Annotated in this window: 23 protein-coding genes and 1 rRNA gene; 16 read left to right on the top strand and 8 right to left on the bottom strand. The window is 34.9% G+C overall.

What is annotated here, in order from left to right; translation table 11 throughout:
• Positions 1–76: 76 nt before the first annotated feature.
• The 3 genes from A9178_RS17730 to A9178_RS17720 are packed head-to-tail and all read left to right on the top strand — an operon-like array spanning position 77 to position 2004.
• Complete coding sequence (locus A9178_RS17730) at positions 77–445, top strand: GntR family transcriptional regulator (protein WP_068677663.1); 369 nt, start codon at positions 77–79, stop codon at positions 443–445.
• A complete protein-coding gene (locus A9178_RS17725; protein ID WP_068677661.1) occupies positions 442–1299 on the top strand; it encodes an ABC transporter ATP-binding protein in 858 nt (285 codons plus the stop codon). The genes A9178_RS17730 and A9178_RS17725 overlap by 4 nt, the downstream gene beginning before the upstream one ends.
• A gap of 3 nt (positions 1300–1302) precedes the next feature.
• Positions 1303–2004 (top strand): hypothetical protein, encoded by a 702-nt coding sequence (locus A9178_RS17720; RefSeq protein ID WP_068677659.1) that lies wholly within the window; start codon positions 1303–1305, stop codon positions 2002–2004.
• A gap of 68 nt (positions 2005–2072) precedes the next feature.
• Here the strand turns inward: A9178_RS17720 and A9178_RS17715 are convergent, their stop codons facing one another.
• The 3 genes from A9178_RS17715 to A9178_RS17710 form a co-directional block, all read right to left on the bottom strand.
• Positions 2073–2330, bottom strand: coding sequence for a hypothetical protein (locus A9178_RS17715; RefSeq protein WP_068677657.1), 258 nt, complete (start codon positions 2328–2330; stop codon positions 2073–2075).
• A gap of 203 nt (positions 2331–2533) precedes the next feature.
• Positions 2534–2662: a YfhE family protein gene (locus A9178_RS19070; RefSeq protein ID WP_156520804.1), complete on the bottom strand. Its 129-nt coding sequence runs from the start codon at positions 2660–2662 to the stop codon at positions 2534–2536.
• A 124-nt stretch (positions 2663–2786) separates the two neighbouring features.
• On the bottom strand, positions 2787–3344 hold the full coding sequence (locus tag A9178_RS17710) for a GNAT family N-acetyltransferase (protein WP_068677655.1): 558 nt from the start codon (positions 3342–3344) through the stop codon (positions 2787–2789).
• A gap of 396 nt (positions 3345–3740) precedes the next feature.
• On the opposite strand from A9178_RS17710, the gene recX reads away from it, so the two are divergent.
• Together recX and A9178_RS17700 are read left to right on the top strand one after the other, a co-directional pair.
• Positions 3741–4562 carry a recombination regulator RecX gene (gene recX / locus A9178_RS17705; RefSeq protein ID WP_068677653.1) on the top strand — a complete coding sequence of 274 codons (822 nt, stop codon included), beginning with the start codon at positions 3741–3743 and terminating at the stop codon, positions 4560–4562.
• A 261-nt stretch (positions 4563–4823) separates the two neighbouring features.
• Positions 4824–5159, top strand: coding sequence for a YfhH family protein (locus A9178_RS17700; protein ID WP_068677651.1), 336 nt, complete (start codon positions 4824–4826; stop codon positions 5157–5159).
• Positions 5160–5201: 42 nt separating this feature from the next.
• Here the strand turns inward: A9178_RS17700 and A9178_RS17695 are convergent, their stop codons facing one another.
• Positions 5202–6188 (bottom strand): metal-dependent hydrolase, encoded by a 987-nt coding sequence (locus A9178_RS17695; protein ID WP_068677649.1) that lies wholly within the window; start codon positions 6186–6188, stop codon positions 5202–5204.
• 105 nt (positions 6189–6293) lie between these two features.
• Between A9178_RS17695 and mutY the strand changes: the two genes are divergently transcribed.
• Positions 6294–7361, top strand: coding sequence for an A/G-specific adenine glycosylase (mutY, locus tag A9178_RS17690; RefSeq protein ID WP_068677647.1), 1068 nt, complete (start codon positions 6294–6296; stop codon positions 7359–7361).
• Positions 7362–7574: 213 nt separating this feature from the next.
• On the opposite strand, the gene A9178_RS17685 is transcribed toward mutY, so the two are convergent.
• On the bottom strand, positions 7575–8942 hold the full coding sequence (locus A9178_RS17685; protein WP_156520803.1) for an MATE family efflux transporter: 1368 nt from the start codon (positions 8940–8942) through the stop codon (positions 7575–7577).
• Between the two features lie 122 nt (positions 8943–9064).
• Here A9178_RS17685 and A9178_RS17680 point away from each other — a divergent pair, with 122 nt between their 5' ends.
• Positions 9065–9886, top strand: a complete 822-nt coding sequence (locus tag A9178_RS17680) for a MerR family transcriptional regulator (RefSeq protein ID WP_068677645.1) — start codon at positions 9065–9067, stop codon at positions 9884–9886.
• 304 nt (positions 9887–10190) lie between these two features.
• On the opposite strand, the gene A9178_RS19245 is transcribed toward A9178_RS17680, so the two are convergent.
• Positions 10191–10367, bottom strand: coding sequence for a hypothetical protein (locus A9178_RS19245; protein WP_197482218.1), 177 nt, complete (start codon positions 10365–10367; stop codon positions 10191–10193).
• Between the two features lie 182 nt (positions 10368–10549).
• On the opposite strand from A9178_RS19245, the gene A9178_RS17675 reads away from it, so the two are divergent.
• The 3 genes from A9178_RS17675 to A9178_RS17665 all read left to right on the top strand — a co-directional run bounded on the left by A9178_RS17675 (position 10550) and on the right by A9178_RS17665 (position 13630).
• Positions 10550–10882, top strand: a complete 333-nt coding sequence (locus A9178_RS17675; RefSeq protein ID WP_068677643.1) for a gamma-type small acid-soluble spore protein — start codon at positions 10550–10552, stop codon at positions 10880–10882.
• A 139-nt stretch (positions 10883–11021) separates the two neighbouring features.
• A complete protein-coding gene (gene ntdP, locus A9178_RS17670) occupies positions 11022–11549 on the top strand; it encodes a nucleoside tri-diphosphate phosphatase (protein ID WP_068677642.1) in 528 nt (175 codons plus the stop codon).
• Between the two features lie 329 nt (positions 11550–11878).
• Entirely contained in the window at positions 11879–13630 is a 1752-nt protein-coding gene (locus A9178_RS17665; RefSeq protein ID WP_068677640.1) for an ABC transporter ATP-binding protein, read from the top strand.
• A gap of 74 nt (positions 13631–13704) precedes the next feature.
• Here the strand turns inward: A9178_RS17665 and A9178_RS17660 are convergent, their stop codons facing one another.
• Complete coding sequence (locus tag A9178_RS17660; protein WP_068677638.1) at positions 13705–14991, bottom strand: glutamate-1-semialdehyde 2,1-aminomutase; 1287 nt, start codon at positions 14989–14991, stop codon at positions 13705–13707.
• 60 nt (positions 14992–15051) lie between these two features.
• Between A9178_RS17660 and A9178_RS17655 the strand changes: the two genes are divergently transcribed.
• The 4 genes from A9178_RS17655 (at position 15052) to perR (ending at position 17902) form a co-directional block, all read left to right on the top strand.
• Positions 15052–15609 carry a potassium channel family protein gene (locus A9178_RS17655; RefSeq protein ID WP_231889885.1) on the top strand — a complete coding sequence of 186 codons (558 nt, stop codon included), beginning with the start codon at positions 15052–15054 and terminating at the stop codon, positions 15607–15609.
• A 57-nt stretch (positions 15610–15666) separates the two neighbouring features.
• Positions 15667–16137: a thioredoxin-dependent thiol peroxidase gene (bcp, locus tag A9178_RS17650; RefSeq protein WP_068677634.1), complete on the top strand. Its 471-nt coding sequence runs from the start codon at positions 15667–15669 to the stop codon at positions 16135–16137.
• Positions 16138–16298: 161 nt separating this feature from the next.
• Positions 16299–17249 carry a D-2-hydroxyacid dehydrogenase gene (locus A9178_RS17645; protein ID WP_068677632.1) on the top strand — a complete coding sequence of 317 codons (951 nt, stop codon included), beginning with the start codon at positions 16299–16301 and terminating at the stop codon, positions 17247–17249.
• A 209-nt stretch (positions 17250–17458) separates the two neighbouring features.
• Positions 17459–17902 (top strand): peroxide-responsive transcriptional repressor PerR, encoded by a 444-nt coding sequence (gene perR, locus A9178_RS17640; RefSeq protein WP_068677630.1) that lies wholly within the window; start codon positions 17459–17461, stop codon positions 17900–17902.
• A 46-nt stretch (positions 17903–17948) separates the two neighbouring features.
• Here perR and A9178_RS17635 read toward each other — a convergent pair whose 3' ends face one another.
• Positions 17949–18320 carry a YgzB family protein gene (locus A9178_RS17635; RefSeq protein ID WP_068677628.1) on the bottom strand — a complete coding sequence of 124 codons (372 nt, stop codon included), beginning with the start codon at positions 18318–18320 and terminating at the stop codon, positions 17949–17951.
• Between the two features lie 301 nt (positions 18321–18621).
• On the opposite strand from A9178_RS17635, the gene A9178_RS17630 reads away from it, so the two are divergent.
• Together A9178_RS17630 and A9178_RS17625 are read left to right on the top strand one after the other, a co-directional pair.
• Positions 18622–19494 carry a nucleotidyltransferase-like protein gene (locus A9178_RS17630; protein ID WP_068677626.1) on the top strand — a complete coding sequence of 291 codons (873 nt, stop codon included), beginning with the start codon at positions 18622–18624 and terminating at the stop codon, positions 19492–19494.
• A gap of 412 nt (positions 19495–19906) precedes the next feature.
• Positions 19907–20185 (top strand): 16S ribosomal RNA (locus A9178_RS17625); the annotation flags it as partial.

Below are 20185 nucleotides of genomic sequence, written 5' to 3'. Positions count from 1 at the left end.
ATTACGTTGACAAATATCTTAGATGGATTTATAGTTAGTTACATAAGTAATTAACCACTTAACGAAGGAGCATAAGATGAAAAATACATTAGATGATAATAAACCAATATTCCTTCAAATTAAAGAACAAATCGAAGACTCGATTATAGATGGGAATCTCAATGCAGGAGATCGTGCACCTTCTACAAATGAATTCGCTAAGTTTTATAAAATTAATCCAGCTACTGCAGGAAAAGGCATTAATGAACTAGTTGCTGAAGAGATTCTTTATAAAAGAAGGGGTGTTGGGATGTTTGTTACGGAAAATGCTAAAGAAATTTTAATTAAAAAAAGAAAGAAATCGTTTTATGAAAGTTACATGTTACCGTTAAAAATGGAAGCGGGAAAATTAAGAATGAGTACGGATGAGTTGATTGAAATGGTCAAAAGGGAGGATAACGAATGAAAATTGAAGTGAAACATTTAACGAAAAAGTATCGAGATAAGGTAGCGTTAGAGAATGTTTCGTTTACACTAGATGAACCGAAGATTTATGGTTTACTAGGGAGAAATGGGGCTGGAAAAACAACGTTCATGAATATATTATCTGGACAAATATTATCAAGTGAGGGAGAGATTTTAATTGATGGGGAAGATCCATTTGATAATCAACGTTTGACAGAATCCATTTGCTTAATTAAAGAGGGGAATAATTTTAAGAAAGATTTAAAGGTGAAAAATGTCCTCAAGATTTACTCTTACTTTTATCCGAATTGGGATCAAGAATTAGCAGATTACATGGTGAAGGAATACAACTTAAATCTAAATGCAAAAGTAAAAGCATTATCGAAAGGGATGGAATCGGCCCTAGGGATAATCGTTGGGTTAGCGAGTAAAGCGCCAATTACTATTTTTGATGAACCATACATCGGGCTGGATGCACCTTCAAGAAAGAAATTTTACGATATTTTGTTAGAAGAATACCAATTAGAAAAAAGGACCATTATTTTCTCTACACATTTAATTGATGAAGTTAGTTTAATGTTTGAAGAAGTTTTAATCTTAAGTGAAGGATCACTTGTATTAAAAGAAGAAGCGGATGCATTAAGAAGGAATACTTGTGCGGTATCTGGAACTGCAGAAGAAGTGGAGAAATTTATAAAAGGAAAAGAAATTATTGATACAAAACAACTTGCTGGTATGATGACTGCTTATGTATACGGAAATGTGGAAGAAGCGAAACAAAGTGGCCTTAAAGTGGAAGGTATTCCAATACAAGAGTTAATGATTCATTTAACTGAAACAAAGAGAGGGGCATAGTTTATGGCGAGACAATTAAAGGGTCTATTATATTTCTATGTAACGGACATTCGTTTTTCATTAACAATTTTTTGGAGTATCTTATTGGGAGTCTTAATATTATCGCTTAGTATTTCTTACTTTTTAATAGGGGTAGAAGATGCTGTATTTTACTTTGGTTTTCCAAACGCAACTTATTTTTACTGTATGTTCTTAGGCTTCTTAACCGTAAAGGAAGGAATTCCGTTTGCATTAAAAATGGGAGCTACAAGGAAAAATTTGTTTATTGCGACTGGTTTATTTTTTTTAGGAATTGCTTTTGTTAAGGCAGTAGTAAGTAGCACTTTACAATCGATTACCGCATCATTTACGGATGTAACGGGGATTAGTACGTTTAACTTTATACATTTTGCGCAACTTGTTAATGATACTTGGTTAAATAGAATCGTGATTGATACGGCGGTTATGTTTTCGTTACTAGCGCTTATGTTTTTGTTTGGTTTACTTTTCTATAAGACAGGATTACTTGGTGGGGGAAGTGTTGTTGCGATATTAGTAGTTCTTCTTCTGCTAGGAATAGCTAAAGGATGGGTATTTGACATCTTCGTACAATTAGCTGCTGATTTAGATTTAATGTTTTTCTTACGATTGTTTGGTATCGGGGTAATACTTTACGCATTATCTTATATTTTTACAAGAAGGATTACCATTATCAAGACAAAATAAAGCGGAGCATTTGCTTCGCTTTATTTTTCGCTAGGCAAGGGTAAAATTTTTGCAGGTGCGCTTTGGTTTTATAAATTGTATATATAAATCCCTAAGCCGATAAAGGATAGAACAATCATCAGTACATAAATCCAAGATAGGTTTTTTAAGTTGTAAGATACGGATTTCGTCTCATATTCATGTGATCGTTCTAGTTCGTTATCGGCTGTCTGGCCTTCTGCTTCATACTTTTTGGCTTTATTTTCTTCTTGTTTAAAAATATACATAGTTGCGATAAGTGCTATAATTACAGTGATTATAGTGATTATGGACAGGAACATTACCATACTACCAATCCTCCTTACTCTAAGTATAATTTTTGCGGGAGCTAAAAGCAATATGGCGGATAAAGAGTTTTAAATTGTTTCAAAATTAACTTTAACTTCCAAGAATGAGATAGTTGTGCTAAGGAAGGTAGTTATGAACAACGATGTCAATTATATGGATAACTGTTGTGGGTAAAAGGACTAATTAGAAAAACCGAAGCAATTTAGCTTCGGTTTCCTCTTTGAGATAATTGATTATAGACGCGATCTGCACGCTTAAATTCCTTTTGATAAAGAACTTCTTGCGTTCTATTAAGAATTTTGTCACGGTGTTCGGATTTATGTTTTGGCATGGTCATCATCCCTCGCTTTTTTAATATAGTTTTCCCGTTGGTTATAAGATTATTCATGTTCAAATATAGTCGGAAAAGTCAGTGCTTTTAGTGAAAAAGAAAACCCCTAAGGGAAGTAGTTTTTCTAAGAAACTTCTTCTCCAGTAGAGGTTGATTCAACAGTAGCAAATTGTTTATAGGAAATATAATGTTCTTTTGTAATGACGAATAAATCATAGATGTCTTCATTATTATTAACTTTTTGATACATTTCTGGATAGGTTGCATTGGCAAGTGCGACATAAGGTAGCTTCAATGCAGCTTTTAAGGAACGGGTATTTGTTCTTCTCACCTTCATGAAGATTCCCTTAATTTGATTAGAGAAAAATAGTTCATTAAAGAAGTTCTCTTTTGCAGGCTTATTATAACCTTTTCCAAAATAAGGCTTCCCAATCCATGTTGCTAAGAAACCGAAATTATCTTCAATATCAAAAAGATTAATCGTTCCAATAGGTTGCTGATATTCGTCAAGAATGGTTCGAGAAATTAACTTTCCATTTTCTTCGTCTTCCATTGTTTTCTTAGTCATGAAGTAGAATTCATCTACGGAATAAGCTTTATGTCTTACATATGGGAAAACTTCCGGATGCGACATCAATTCATATAAAACTGGGACTTCGTGCAGTTCACGAGTTTTTAACATAAAAAATACCCTCCTCATTCCAGGTGGGTACTGTCCTAACGCAAAAAGGCATAAGGATTGTGTGAGTGACCCACCCTCGAATTTTTATTTTAGATTTCAACAAAAATTCGGGGTGGGAATCGAACCCACTAGAACCAGTAAAAACTGGTGGCGCACCATTTGCCTTCCCTATTTAATTCTAATTAGTATTTAATTCCCGAAAAACGGTTGGATTAAATCTCAACCCTTTCGTAATTTGGTAGTTTCATTTTACAATGGTTTTCTAAAAAAAGAAATGGTTTTTTTATTAATTTTATATAGAAATTTTTACCGTAGAAAAGTCGTTTTTAATCGCATGTTTTATGCTATTTCATCTGGTTTCATGTTAATATATGAAGAATAGGAGGATAGTGTGTCATGAAAAAAATAGCCAAGATTACAACGCAGAAACGGACAAAGGACAGATATAATATTTTTCTAACGAATGGGGATAAGGAAGAATATGCGTTCAGTGTAGATGAGGCCGTTTTAGTTGAATTTAATCTTCGTAAAGGGTTGGAATTGGAGGATTCCGTGATTGAGATGTTGTTGGAAAAAGACTCCATACAAAAATCCTACACGTTGGCCATTCATTTTTTAAGCTATCGTATGCGAACGAAAAAGGAAATGCGGGAATATTTGGTAAAGAAAGAAGTTGTTCCTGAGCATATATCGGTAATTCTGAATCGGTTAATAAAAGAAAAATTACTTGATGATAAACTCTTTTCAGAGATGTTTGTCCGGACACGGATGAACACTTCAAGTAAGGGCCCCTTACTTATTAAAAGGGAATTAGTAGAAAAAGGAGTTACTAGTGCAATTGCGGATGAGGCTATTTATTTATATCCTTATGAAGTGCAATTTGATAAAGTATCAAAATTGTTGGAGAAAAAAATAAGTGTTGGGAAACGGGAATCCCGTAAACAACAAATTCAAAAACTACAGGTAAATTTACTCCAAAAAGGGTTTAGCCAGGCTGTCATTTCGGACGCCATATCCCAAATGGATGTAGAAAAAGACACGGAAACTGAATGGAATGCTATTGTATATCAAGGGGATAAGCTTGTACGAAAGTATAGTAAAAAGTATGAGGGATTCATGCTGCAGCAAAAGATAAAAGAAGCCTTGTATCGTAAAGGATTTCAGGTGGAGTATATTAACCGTTTTTTGGATGAATGTTTAGAAGAAAACTCCTACTAAATAATGGAGTGGATGTAAGCGATGGAATTTCCTACGATCGGGCAGTGATGCGGTGAATGAGTTACGATGCGAGAAGGAATTTCCAGTTAATGGTCACTCATGCGGTAGATGAGTGCCCGAGCGCGATGAGATTTTCGTTGGATGGTCACTCATGCGGTTGATGAGTGCCCGAGCGTGATGGGAAAACCTGTGGATGAGCACTCAAGTTTCACTTTCAATTTTCTTAAACAAGTGTAAAATTAGGTGTAGGGGGGAAGAACAATGAATTATAGATACAGTGATTACTCGGTTGAAGAATTATATAAAGAAATAGGAAAATTGAAGGAAAAGGCTCAAAAGGCAGAGCAGTTAGGAAATATATCGGAAGTACAAATAAATGAAAGAAAAATGCAAGTTGCGCTTGCCTATACGATGAATCCCGATGACTTTAATTCAAATGAAGAATATGAGTTGAAAATGGATTCAGGATTTACATTTAAAATCAATTATGTTAATGGAGTTTTTGCGTGGGGCCATCGAGTAAACTTGCTAAGAGAAGTTTATGAAAAAGAAGAAGCAATTCCAATTTCATTACTTGGAAAAAAAGTGATAGATTAATGTAAAAAGACCAATTCCAGTCTCTGAAATTGGTCTTTTTCATTAGATAAGGTTATCTTCAATAACAAGTTTATTGCGTAATTTATGTTCTGAAAATATCCAACCTGTATAGGAACTCATGATTTCCATGTTACGATCAATTTGCACGATTGCAACAAATGGATAATATTCTTTCGAACGATAACGCAAATCAATAAAGCGAACCTCTGTATAATGATCGAATTCATTAATTTCCCAACGGTAAACAGGTGAGAAATTTAAAAATGACGCGACATTTTTATCTTCAAATGCTTTTTCAATAATTGGTGAATTAGGTAACGGAATTTTATTGAATTCATCTACAATTTCGATATGCCCATTTTCAACAGTAGCCACATAAAACTTATCTTCCGTTGTAATAGCGACACGCCAGAAATTTTGCTTTAATGTGGGAGATGTGGCAATCTCGATTGTATCTGGTATATAATTTTTAATTTCTTTAACAATTTCCCTTTTATCCATGTAGCGTTTGATGTAATATAAAACAATTACGGTATAAATGGATACCCATGTATATCCAGGGTGTGCACCTAACATCCATGCACCAATTCCGCCTAAGTGAATTAAGAAAAGGTAAGGATCGAATGTATTAATAAATCCAAGTGCAATCCATTTGTTCGAGAAAGGCCGGAATGCCTGGGTTCCGTATGCATTAAACAAATCAACGAATACGTGAATAATAACAGCTAGAGCTGTCCAAAACCAGAGATGAAGATAGCTAACCTCCGGAACAAACATATAAATTAATCCTGACACGATGAATCCCCAAAGTATGATAGCGAGGAGAGAGTGAGATGCTCCGCGATGATGACGAATATACGTCGCATTGTTCTTTAATTTAAATACGGTATCAAAATCAGGGGCATGCGAACCAATGATTGTGCCAGTTAAAACAGCATAAAATAGGGTTGGATCATTATGAACTACTGGATCGATTGTTGCTAAACCACCTAATGAAATTCCCATTACTATATGTGTTGCAGTATCCATGTTCCAAAACCCTCCTCTCGTGAAAAAGCTCATTCACTATATGTATTTTTACCTCATTGAAAATTATTATTATATTTTTTATTGTACCATAAAGGAAGTGTCAATATGATAACACAAATTTTAAAAAACTTTAACAGTTTTGGATTCCAGTATGATTTACTTGACTGGTATTACGAAAATAAACGGGATTTGCCTTGGCGCCAAGATCAAGACCCTTATAAAGTATGGGTTTCAGAAATTATGCTTCAACAAACTAAAGTAGATACAGTTATTCCATATTTTCATCAGTTTATGGAGAAATATCCAACAGTGTATGATTTGGCGAAAGCGGATGAACAAGAAGTTCTAAAAACATGGGAAGGGCTAGGTTATTATTCGCGTGCAAGGAATTTACAGTCGGCGGTGAAGGAAGTTGTAGAAACATACGATGGAAAAGTTCCCGATACCCCTAAAGAATTAGGTTCATTAAAAGGGATTGGTCCATATACAAAAGGGGCAATACTGTCCATCGCATTCGACCAGCCAGAACCGGCAGTGGACGGTAATGTCATGCGTGTTTTTTCTCGCGTATTTAAAATAGAAGACGATATTGCTCAAGTAAAAACGAGAAACAAGTTTGAGGAGTTAGTTCGGGAAGTTATTTCAAAAGAAGATCCATCTTCCTTTAATCAGGCAATCATGGATTTAGGGGCAACCATTTGTACTCCTAAATCACCGGCTTGTTTATTTTGTCCAGTTCAAGAGTACTGTCGGGCCTTCGCGGAGGGGGTACAGGAGGAATTGCCAATAAAGAAGAAGGCTAAAAAGCAAAAAACACATTCCTACATGGTGTTATTAATTAAAAATAATAAGGATGAATATTTGATTGAGAAGCGACCAGATGAAGGGTTATTAGCAAATCTATGGCAATTTCCAATGATTTCGTTGAAAGATGTGGGACTAGAGGGTGTTGCTGAATGGGTGCAAAAGGAATATGGAATTAGTGTTCAGGTGAAGGGTAAAATAGATAATCTAACTCATGTTTTTTCACATATTAAATGGGATTTAGATATATATGATGCGGTAACTAATAATGAGAAAGTGGAAGATTTTCGATTAAGATTCGTTTCAAAAGAAGAAATTGAAGAATTCCCATTTCCCGTGTCTCACCAGAAAATGATGAAATTCTTATAGTGGATTTAATAATTCAGGGTAATCGGAAAATAGTAAGAAAGAGGGTTAAAAAAATACCCTCTTGATTGCTTGAATCAGTATGGGAAAGTCACTTTTATAAGGATTCCGGATATCCATAATAAAAGTTCAATTTTAATAATGTCCGGAACCTGAAGGGTAAACTGCTAAACAAATATAATTCAACATATTTCCACTAACCTTATTATTTATCACTTATCCTAACTTTTTGGACAACTCTGTCATCTCTATTGGAATAAGTTCTATCCTTTTGAATTTTAATGCTAGATAAATAGTAAGTACCGTTAACCCCTCGGCGGCTGGAAAAACAAGCCAAATCGTATTGGGACCGAAGAATTTTGGTAAAATCCAAAGTAAAGGGATGAATAAGATTAAGCTACGACTTAAGATAATCCAAGTAGCAATGCGGGTTTTTTTAATGGATTGATAGTATTCCGCAAAGACCATATTGATCCCTAAAAACAGATACCCCACAAAAAAGGATACAATCCCTATCTTCGTATAATCAATAATTTCCGGAATTTCAATCCCGAATAAATTAATAATAACGCCTTTTCCAACAAGCCCAATAATAAATACAGCTACTCCCAGACCAAATCCCGTGATGAGCGCAATCCGGATAAATTGTTTCAAACGTTGATAGAGTTTCGCACCGTAATGGTAACTTGTAATAGGTTGAAGGGCTGCTCCAATTCCGATAAAAAGCATAAGAAACACCGTATGCATATAGTTGACGACCGCGTAGGCTACGACCCCAGTTTCTCCGACATAATGGCTAAATGTTATATTAAATGTAACCATCATCATCGCGGTTGATCCTTCCACGATAAAACTCGGAAAACCAATAGAGAAAATGTTCCCAAGTATAGAAAAATCAAGTTTCGTATGGACGAACCCTAACTGTTTTTTCCTCTTTGAATAGTGTGTAAGTAAAACAAGAATTCCTAAGAAGGTACCAATTACTGTTGCATAAGCGGCCCCTTTCACCCCCCAATGGAAAATAAAGATGAAAAGATAATTTAAAATAATATTCACGACAGATGTTACAATTAATCCTGCCATCGCAAGCGTAGGATTTCCGTCGTTTCGGATAAAAATACTTAAAATATTTTCAAGCACAAAGACAAGACCAAATAAAAGGATAATGTGAAGATAACCATCAACATATGAAATAATTGAATCGTTTGCCCCGAATAAATAAGCAAGTGGTTCCTCAAATAATAGACAGAATACTATAATCAATCCTGTCGTCGCAACAGCAAGAATAATCGAATGTGTAAATATTTCTTTCGCACGATGTTGATTGCTTTGACCAAGTGCAATTGAATATAACGTGGCACCCCCCATACCAATCCACAAAGAAACGGATAAAATGACCGAATAAATCGGCACTGCAATGTTAACCCCCGCTAGCCCTTTTTCTCCAATCCCATGACTGACGAATAGACCATCAATTAAAATATTGATTGCCATTAACATCATTCCGAATAAGGAAGGGATTAAATACTTCATAAATAGTTTATGGGGCTCTATCGTTTGCATCATTAAATGATTATTTTCCATAAAATACCACCTCAAGTTTACATTCTTTGATGTCTATGCTCCGTTCAGCGCTTTTCGACCTTTCTATGCTATGATAATAAAGTATCCGGTTACCGTATAGTCAAGAGTGAAGAGGTGAAAAATTGGAGTCTACCAAAAAGCTATTTACGACTGGAGAATTTGCAGATTTATGTGGTGTGAAAAAGCAAACCCTTTTTCATTATGATGATATCGGTCTTTTAAAACCAGAATATAAAAACGAAAATGGGTATCGCTATTATTCTGTTCAACAAGCAGAGGTTTTTAGCGTGATTGAAATGCTAAAAGAAATTGGTATGGTTTTAGCAGAAATTAAAGACTTTTTGCATTTCAAGACCCCAGAGGAAACCATCGAATTACTAACGGAAAAAGAAGAAATGATGGAAAAGAAAATTGTGAAAATGCAGCGTACACAGCAAATTATACAAAACAAAAAAAGGCAAATTGAAGAGGCATTACGGTTGAATTTTGATTGGTTTACAATTGAAATGATGGAAACAGAATACTATGTATTAAGTAAAAATATTTTAAACTGCTCCGATAATGAATTTACGAAGTCGGTTATGTCATTTATTAAATATACAAAGAAAGAAGAACTTGATATTGGCTACCCTATTGGTGGCTTGATTCTTCAAGAGCAAATCGAGGCGGAAGATTATTGGAATTATTCGCATTTTTATATGCGTGTGGATCAACCTGGTTTAGTACAACCTTTTATCAAAAAATCCGGAATATATGTGGTTGGCTACCATAAAGGAAGTTATTTGACGATTCAAGAAACCTATAGAAAAATGAAAAAATATTTGAGTAAGGAAGGGTATCGTATTTGTGGTGATAGTTTTGAAGAGTATGTAATTGATGAGGTAAGTGTAAGCGGGGAAGACAATTATGTAACGAAAATTATGATACAAGTAGAAGAAAAGTAAGCAAGCTACCACTTTTTCCCTCTACCGTTTGGTTTAACTTCTATCTTTTTATGAGTAATTTCTTTGCTTTTTCCGTAACACCCTTTTCTAGACAATATGCATTTGACAGTTTCACTTTTGATGTGGAATTCAACACTTTAATCTGAATACCTGTAATTAATCAAATCTATTTGTTACCGGGTTTGGGACTTCATCCAAGCAATGGTATTTGTTAGATTGTTGGGTTGGTGCTTAGAGAATTTCTCTCTAAGCACATTTAATAAAACCCAAAGTTTTAGAACAAATTGTTAAACCACCGTCTTGATTATTTTAAATTTCTGCTATACAATTCTTCATTTATCTCATGTAATTTGGATAGTCCTTCTGAATTAATATATGGTAAAACTTGGGATAGAGCTTGTTGGTAGTAGTCTAACTCTTCATCTTTCCACTTTTTCTTACTCATCATTGTTAGCTCGGAAAAATCTCTAAAAGTATCCATGTTTTTTCCTCCTAATAAAGATTCCGATCAATAATAATGTGTGTATAATCGGTTTAAATTACCGCGGGACTTCTTTCCAATGATGGTTATCAGAGGTTGAATGCGCACCATAAATATTTAAAAAAATTAAATGGATAACAAAAGAATTCCTGGACAAATTAATTAGTGCGGAGGTGATATCAATGGCTAAAAATCCTAAAAAGACAGTTGCTGGTACAAACGTTCAAGAAGTAAGACAACAAAACCAACAAGCTGAGCAAGGTTATGGACAATATGGTACAGAATTTGCTTCTGAAACAAATGCACAAGAAGTAAGAAAGCAAAACAAACAGGCTGAGCAAGGTTATGGACAATATGGTACAGAGTTTGCTTCTGAAACAAATGCTCAGGAAGTTAGAAAACAAAATCAACAAGCTGAGCAAGGTTATGGACAATATGGTACAGAATTTGCTTCTGAAACAAATGCACAAGAAGTAAGAAAGCAAAACCAAAAGTCTCAACAAAACAAAAAATAACTTTCGTACTAAACATAAAAGAGTGCTCTATTCTATGTAGAGTACTCTTTTCCTATTGTATAGTCGTAATACTTTATCTTTATTTCTTTTATCTATATAATGTATGCAAGGATTATTGGAAATTAGAAAGGGAGATACTATGGTTGCTCCTAATGCAGGGTCCAAAATGAAAATTCAAAGCTATAAACACAATGGGCAACTACATAGAGTTTGGCAGAATACGTTAGTTTTAAAAGGAAATGAATTGGTTGTAATTGGGGCCAATGATAAAACACCTGTCATTGAAAGTGATGGAAGGTCTTGGATTACTAGGGAGCCAGCTATTTGTTACTTCCATGCTAAATATTGGTTTAATATAATCGGAATGATTCGGAATGACGGAATATACTATTACTGCAATATAAGCTCTCCGTTTGTCTATGATGATGAAGGACTAAAGTATATCGATTATGATTTAGATGTAAAAGTGTATCCCGATATGACGTATGATCTTCTAGATGAAGATGAATACGAGGAACATAAGAGACTAATGAATTATCCGGAAGTATTAGATCAAATATTGCGAAATAACATGGAGGACTTACTAAGATGGGTACGACAGAGGAAAGGTCCTTTCTCACCAGATTTTATTGATAATTGGTATGAAAGATTTTTAACGTATCGGTAACCACGTCTTAATGTGTTCAGTTGAAAAATCTAACTGAATGTGTGTGTTTCGCTAGATATTGGCCATTCATCTAGTGGTTAATAAAATTCCTTGTTACATAAGGTAACAAGGTTTTTCTATTTATGCTCTCATTAGTGTAACTATAGAATTTGCCTAAAAAGCTGGGACGTAACTAAAGTGTTTAACTTTAAAGAAGAACAATGCGCTATCTAAGCGAAGGATATTTCCGGAGCGATTATTCGCTCCAATCATGTTTGGATTTTGCTAGATTAAAATACTTTTGTCTCGGCCTCTTCTAAAAAATAAGATGCAAAAGGAAGTTTGAAAACATGAGTCCTGTAAGACAATATATGGAATATGTAAAACCTTATATCTGGAAAATATTTTGGACAATTATTATAGGAATTATTAAATTTGGAATCCCCCTATTAATGCCATTAATATTAAAATATGTTGTCGATGATATTATTACCCCACAGGACATGACAAATGCCGAAAAAATGACAGAATTAGCGTGGCTTATGGGGGGAGCTTTCTTGATTTTCCTTATTGTAAGGCCGCCAATTGAATATTTTCGACAATATTTTGGTCAGTGGGTGGGGAATAGAATCCTTTACGATATAAGGGATAAGCTGTTTGACCACATACAAAAACTGAGTTTAAAATACTATTCTAAGACAAAAACCGGGGAAGTTATTTCCCGGGTGATAAATGATGTCGAACAAACGAAGATTTTCGTAGTAACGGGGTTAATGAATGTTTGGTTAGACCTTATTACTATTGTAATAGCAATTGGAATTATGATGACAATGGATATTGGGATGACCATTGTATCGATTATTTTATTCCCTTTATTTGGTTTTTCGATTAAATATTTTTACGGGAAATTACGACAATTAACCCGTGATAGATCACAAGCACTAGCTGAAGTGCAAGGTCATTTGCACGAGAGAGTACAGGGGATCCCGGTTATTCGTAGCTTTGCTCTAGAAGAATATGAACAAGGGCAATTTGGAAAAAGAAATGATGAATTCCTAAATCGGGCTATGAAGCATGTTGATTGGAATGCTAAAACTTTTGCTGTGACGAATACGATTACCGATTTGGCGCCACTTTTAGTTGTTGCATTTGGTGGTTATCAAGTTATTGTAGGAAATATTAGTGTTGGGACATTAGTGGCATTTATAGGATATTTGGAAAGAGTATACAGTCCTTTAAGAAGATTAATGAATTCATCTACACAGCTTGTTCAAGCAATTGCATCGATTGATCGCGTGATGGAATTGATGAATGAAAAATATGATATTAAAGATAAAGAAAATGCAAGAAAACTGGGAAGAGTGGAAGGAAATATTGATATCGAAAACGTATCTTTTCAGTATGATGAAGAAGAAAATCGTGTTTTGAAAAATGTATCTCTTAACGTGCGAAAAGGGGAGACCATTGCTTTTGTTGGAATGAGTGGTGGAGGAAAATCTACTATTGTTAGTTTGATACCTCGATTTTATGATGTGACTGAGGGTTCGATTAAAGTAGATGGTATGGATGTTCGTGATGTCAATGCGCGTTCATTAAGAAATAATATTGGAATGGTGCTGCAAGATAATATTCTATTTAGTGAATCTATTGCGGTTAATATTCGTATGGGAAACCCTAACGCAACTGATGAAGAAGTCATTGCTGCAGCAAAGGCGGCTAATGCTCATGAATTTATTATGAATCTTCCTCGAGGTTACGACACACTTGTAGGAGAACGTGGCGTTAAGTTATCTGGTGGACAAAAGCAGCGTGTTGCTATTGCGCGGGTATTCTTAAAGAATCCACCTATCCTCATTTTTGATGAAGCGACTTCTGCATTAGATTTAGAAAGTGAACATCTCATCCAGGAGACAATGGAAAAATTAGCTTCTGACAGAACAACATTTATTGTTGCACACCGTTTAGCAACAATCACTCATGCTGATCGCATTGTTGTTATTGAAAATGGAGAGATTGTGGAAATTGGGTCACATGATGAATTGATGGAACAACAAGGAAGTTACTATAATTTATATCAAGTACAGCATTTGGATAATGATTAATAAAAGGCGGTTCGTATTTGAACCGCCTTTTAAAATGTTTATTTTTTATTATATGATTGGTTGAGAGTGTTATATTACATCTGTGCAAACGCACGACCAACTGCTTCAATCGTTTGGTCAATATCCTCTTCTGTATGCTCGGTAGTTAAGAACCATGCTTCATATTTCGATGGAGCGAGGTTAATTCCTTCATTTAACATCAGTTTGAAGAATCGTCCGAATGCTTCTCCATCACTTGCTTGAGCCTCAGCATAATTGGTAACTTGATCTATTCCAAAATAAACAGTTAGTGCTCCTTTTAGTCGATTAACGGTAATATGGGTACCGTGTTCTTTGGCTTTTTCGAGAATACCTTTTTCTAATCGTTCCCCAAGTTGATCTAATTTTTCATAAACACCTTCTGCACTAAGAACTTCTAAGCAAGCAATTCCAGATGCCATGGAAGCCGGGTTTCCCGACATGGTTCCAGCTTGATATGCTGGGCCAAGTGGTGCAACCTGTTCCATGATTTCTTTACGACCACCATAAGCTCCGATTGGAAGTCCCCCACCAATGATTTTACCCATAGCTGTTAAGTCTGGCTCGACACCGTACAACTGTTGTGCACTGCCATAAGTAAAGCGGAATGCCGTAATTACTTCATCGTAAATAACAAGTGCACCGGCTTTGTGTGCTAAATTATTGACCTCTTGTAAAAATCCCTCATGTGGCTCTACGATACCAAAGTTTCCAACGATTGGTTCTACTAGTACTGCAGCAATTTCGTTACCCCATTTATCTAGAGCATTCTTCATAGAATCTAAGTCATTAAATGGAACGGTAATTACATCTTCCGCTGTTGAAACTGGAACGCCGGCAGAATCTGGAGTTCCTAATGTAGAAGGGCCGGAACCAGCTTCAACTAGTACTGCATCGAAGTGACCATGATAACAACCAGCGAATTTTAAAACTTTCGTACGTCCAGTATATGCTCGAGCAACGCGGATGGTTGTCATGACAGATTCTGTACCTGAATTATTAAAACGCACTTTTTCTAATGAAGGAATAGCTTGTTTTAGCATTTTAGCAAATTTATTTTCCAATTGTGTTGGGGTACCGAATAATACCCCATTTGATGCAGCGTTAGAAATGGCTTTTGCAATATGTGGGTGTGCGTGTCCAGTAATGATTGGACCATACGCCGCTAAGTAATCAATATATTTATTTCCGTCTACGTCATAGAAATATGCACCTTGTCCACGTTCCATGTAGACTGGAGAACCGCCGCCAACTGCTTTATAGGAGCGGGATGGAGAGTTAACCCCACCTACAATATGTTCTAGTGCTTCTTTATGTAGTTGTTCTGATTTTGTGAATTGCATCGCGTTTCCTCCCTAAACTAATTCCAAACTTTACTATACCAAAAAAAGTTAGATAAGACGATGGATGTACCTTCAGATTTAGTAGATGGAACGAAAACGATATTAAAAAATAAAATAGACAAGCCTTTCTTTATCTGTGCATATATATGTGATAGATATGTTTTAAAAGGAGTAGGGGTTATGTTTTTAATTCCTTGGATTATATTTATTTTGATTTGTTATGTGTTAGCAAAAAGTATAATGGGGTTTATTAGTGGAAGGCAAGTCCATGTTAAATTTGAATTAAGGGACAGTCGTTTTTCTAGTGAATTATTTATGGCACTACTAGTCATTTACGTGATTGTTATACTCGGGTTTGGAATGATTTATTTTATTCTATCTTTTCAGGGGATTATTTTAGTAGAATATGGAGAGTTACGACAACCTACGATGATTGGTTCTATTATTCATTCCATTTATTTTAGTGGTGTAACTTTACTTACAATTGGTTACGGTGATATTTCGCCTATTGGTATTGGACGGTTGCTTGCGATTATTGAGGCATTACTTGGTTATGTATTACCGACAGCTTTTGTGATGAAGTTATTCCAATCTGGTGAGCGAAGTAGAGATAAGTGAAAGCAATCTTACGTTATGTTATAGTGATGATAGAAAACTAGGTTGGAGGGATACGGAATGGCAGTTGAAGTAGGAAAGGTAGTAAAAGACTTTACATTACCTAATCAAAATGGTGAACAAATTAGTTTATCGGACTTTCGTGGGAAAAATGTTGTATTATATTTTTATCCAAAAGATATGACGCCTGGTTGTACGACTCAGGCTTGTGATTTTCGTGACCAACATGAGAGTTTCGGGAAATTAAATGCTGTAATTCTTGGCGTGAGTCCAGACCCAGCTGAGCGACATCAAAAATTCATCGATAAACATGATCTACCATTTGAGTTGTTGGCAGACGAAGAACATAAGCTAGCAGACGAATTCGATGTATGGAAATTGAAAAAGAACTTTGGCAAAGAATATTACGGTGTGGAACGCTCAACATTTATCATTGATAAAGAAGGCATTCTACAAAAAGAGTATCGTAAGGTGAAAGTCGCAGGGCATGTGGAAGATGCTTTGACCTATGTTAAGGAGAACTTACATTAATATATGATAGGCAAGATGGAGTGTGTAAATATTAACGCTCCATCTTTTTTTATATAATGGATAAATTAACGACTGATTAAAATTGAGATTGCTATAACTCCCAATATTCATTATATTTAAGTAAAATAATAAGGAATAGAAAAAAGGTGGGAGGAATAGTAATGATTGTTTTTTCTAGAAAGCTTGCGGATCAGTATCAAAATAAATTAAATGAAAAATTCCCTGAAGAAAATTTTATTTATTGCGATACGATTGATGAAGTGAATACGTATATTCAAGATACGGAAGTGTATGTGACTTATGCTAGTGATATTAATGAAGAATTTATTAGGAAAGCAGTGAATTTAAAATGGATTCACGTGCTTTCTGCTGGGGTGGATAATTTACCATTTGAAAGCATCAAAAAAAGAGGAATATTCGTTACAAACGTACGGGGCATACATAAGATTCAAATGTCTGAATATGCAATATCTATGCTTTTGCAAGTTTATCGTCAAGAAAAGCCCCTCATCAAAAATGAAGAGAATCAAGTATGGGATAAAGATGCTGTAAACTTAAGAGAAATAACTGGAAAAACAATGATTGTTGTTGGGGCTGGTGCGATTGGGAGCGAAGTTGCTCGACTTGGTAAAGCATTTCAAATGCATACAATAGGAGTTTCTAGAAGTGGTAAAAAAGTAGAGCACTTTGATGAAAACTATAAAATTAGTGAGTTAAACCAGGTCCTATCTCAGGCTGATTTTGTTATATCTGTGTTACCTCGCACGGTGGAGACGAAAGATATTTTTAAATATGAGCAATTTAAAGCAATGTCAAATCATGTTGTCTTCTTAAATATGGGGCGTGGTGATGCTGTAATAGAGGAAGATTTATTGAAAGCAATACGAGAAGGGGAAATAGGTCACGCTATATTAGATGTAGTGAAAGAAGAACCATTACCAAAAGGACATCCGTTTTGGACGGAAGAAAATATTACATTAACACCACATTTATCAGGTCTCTCCCCGGAATATGTCCATCGAGCTTTGGATATATTTGAGGAAAACTTACAAATCCATCGTAGAAATGAGGATAGTTATGTTAATCAAATCGATTTAACAAGAGGGTATTAAGATGGTAGTAAATATCCTGACTTGTGGTGAACGAGTTTTGAAGATAGATGTCTAATGAAAAAGGGAATAATGATAGTAGAAAAGAAATACTATTTAGTGGGTAGAGTACTTATATTGACAGAATACCATGTGAGAATGTAAACTAATTATAAAGATTATAATTTAATAATATTATTAGAATACATTATAAAGATTCGAAAGTGAGGTGGATGACTGTGTCTGAAGAACGATTACGACAAGCAATTGATACTTTAAAGAAATCAGGCGTCCGTATCACTCCGCAACGTCATGCAGTACTTGAATATTTATTAAATGCCATGATTCACCCAACCGCAGATGAAATATACAAGGCACTTGAAGGTAAGTTTCCAAATATGAGTGTTGCTACTGTATATAATAATCTAAGGGTATTGCGTGAGGTGGGACTAGTTCGTGAACTGACCTATGGAGATTCATCTAGTCGATTTGATTGTAATACATCTAATCATTACCATATTATTTGCAATAAATGTGGTAAAATAGTCGATTTTCACTACCCATCCTTAGATGAAGTGGAATCTTTAGCTGAAAAAGTAACTGGATTTGATGTAAGTCATCACCGATTAGAAGTTTATGGTACATGTGATGAATGCAAGATAGTAACTAAACATTAAGAAGGAAAACAAAAGCTATCGCCTATTAAATTGGCGATAGCTTTTGTTAATTTTTCTTTTTGTATCGTTTGGAATTGTATTTCTCATCAAAATCCAAACCCTCTAAATTTTTATCTAAAGTTAGCGGCTGTTTACAATGCATGCAAGCATCGACACGACCTAGCATTTTTGTTGGTTTGTTACAATTCGGACAAACAACTGGTACAGACCGGAGTGATAAGGTACCAATCCAAACATATACAACTAAACTAAATACAATTGCTAATACACCTAAAGCAAATAAGATTAACATTAACCATTCTACCTTTTTCAGTAAAATGCCCCCATACATAAAAAGAATCCCTACAAATATAAGAATAAGAGCAAAGGATCGTATTTTATTGATTTTGCTTGAATAGACTAATCTCGGTTCAGCCATGATCTTCCTCCTTTATATCACTAGTAGTATAGCATATTCTTTGAAATATTTCGTTTTTAGAAAGCTTAGCGTTCATCAAGCTTTTGGACGAATGTCTTAGTTGTACTTATGCAAATCTTTACGGTGTGCAATAATCGGAACCTCAGAAGAATAAAGTTTAAACATTATTCTCTGGCAAAAAAGGATTTCACCTATTTATAACGAAATATATTAATAGATATTAATTTTGTCGAATTTTGGTGATAAAATATACTGGTTGTTTTGATGTAAAGGTAATTTTAGAAAGATGGAGGAAGTTGAGATGGAGAATTTCTTAAGGCCAATTTATCAAGAGCGTGCAAGTGATCCGAATACATTGGGTATTTTAATGATGGAAAAGACAAATCCAAATAGTCCTCTAACAGATAATTTCGATATCATTCTACTTATTATTGTCAAAGAAGCGGAACAAGAATGGTTTGTAAAACATTATGAAAGTGCTAGTGAAACAGCGGCAATGCACATTGTTAAAGAAAGTACGTTAATGGAATGGATTGATACAAGCTCTTCCAGAAGAGCGGTAGAATGGGTAATTAATGGGAGAGTCGTCTACGACAGAAATGAATATATCAGTAATTTGAAGGATAAATTAAGAGATTTTCCTCTTCAAAAAAGAAATCTTAGAAAAGCCATTGAATTTGGTAAGTTAGTAAAAAGCTATAACGAAGCAAAAGCATTATTTGCATCCAAGAATTATAAAGATGCGAATAGTAAGGTATTTTATTCTTTACACTACTTAGCAAGACTCGCAGTAGTAGAGAAAGGTTACTATCCCGAAGTGACCGTTTGGAATCAAGTTAAAAATATAGATATAGAAATTTATAAGTTATATGAAGAGTTTATCGATAGTAGTGAAGAAATGGAGAAAAAAATCCAATTAATGATATTGGCGATGGACTATGTAATCAATCATAGGGCAGAAGTATCTGCTGAACATCTGCTTAGTATTATGCGAACAAAAGATGAACCCTGGTCATATGCTGAATTAAAAATGAATCCTTTTGTGGAACCATATACACTTGATCTTTCTGTAATCATTTCTTATTTAGAAGAAAAAGAGATTATATTACCAGTGTTGGAAGAAACGAAAGGTGTTGGGGTGTTTCATAGGAAATACAAAATAAGTGATTTTTAGCTTTTGTTATAGTACGGACAGTATCATTTCATTGCGTGTTGGTAGTGAGGTGATGTACTGTCCGTTTTTCCTAGACGTAATTTTAAGGGACTTTTAACTGGATATAATTAATTTGTAAAAAAATGTGTTGACATTAATAAGGTGACCGTGATAAAGTAGTCATTGTCGCTTCTGAAAGACATTTTCAATTAACGACAATTAATTAAAAATTAATAGTTGACATTCAGATGTTGAATATGATATATTATGAAAGTCGCTGTTACGAAGCGAGTAATAAATTTGCTCTTTGAAAACTGAACAAAACAACCAGTATGTCAAGAAAAAAAGAAACTCGTTTTTCTTTTAAAAACAGAAGGTAATACTTCTGAAAAGCTAAGAACTTCAAATTGATTGGTGTCAATTTGAACAAACTTTTTTGGAGAGTTTGATCTTGGCTCAGGACGAACGCTGGCGGCGTGCCTAATACATGCAAGTCGAGCGCTGGAAACTACTTTCATCCCTTCGGGGATGAAAGTAGTGGAAAGAGCGGCGGACGGGTGAGTAACACGTGGGCAACCTACCTGTAAGACTGGGATAACTCGCGGAAACGTGAGCTAATACCGGATAATACTTTTTATTGCATAATAAGAAGTTTAAAAGGCGGCGTAAGCTGTCACTTACAGATGGGCCCGCGGCGCATTAGCTAGTTGGT

The sequence above is a fragment of the Oceanobacillus sp. Castelsardo genome, assembly GCF_001659985.1.
In the GTDB taxonomy this organism is placed as follows: Bacteria; Bacillota; Bacilli; order Bacillales; family Amphibacillaceae; genus Oceanobacillus.
Note: the sequence above shows the minus strand (reverse complement) of the source record. Positions and strands in the feature narration are given on the sequence as shown.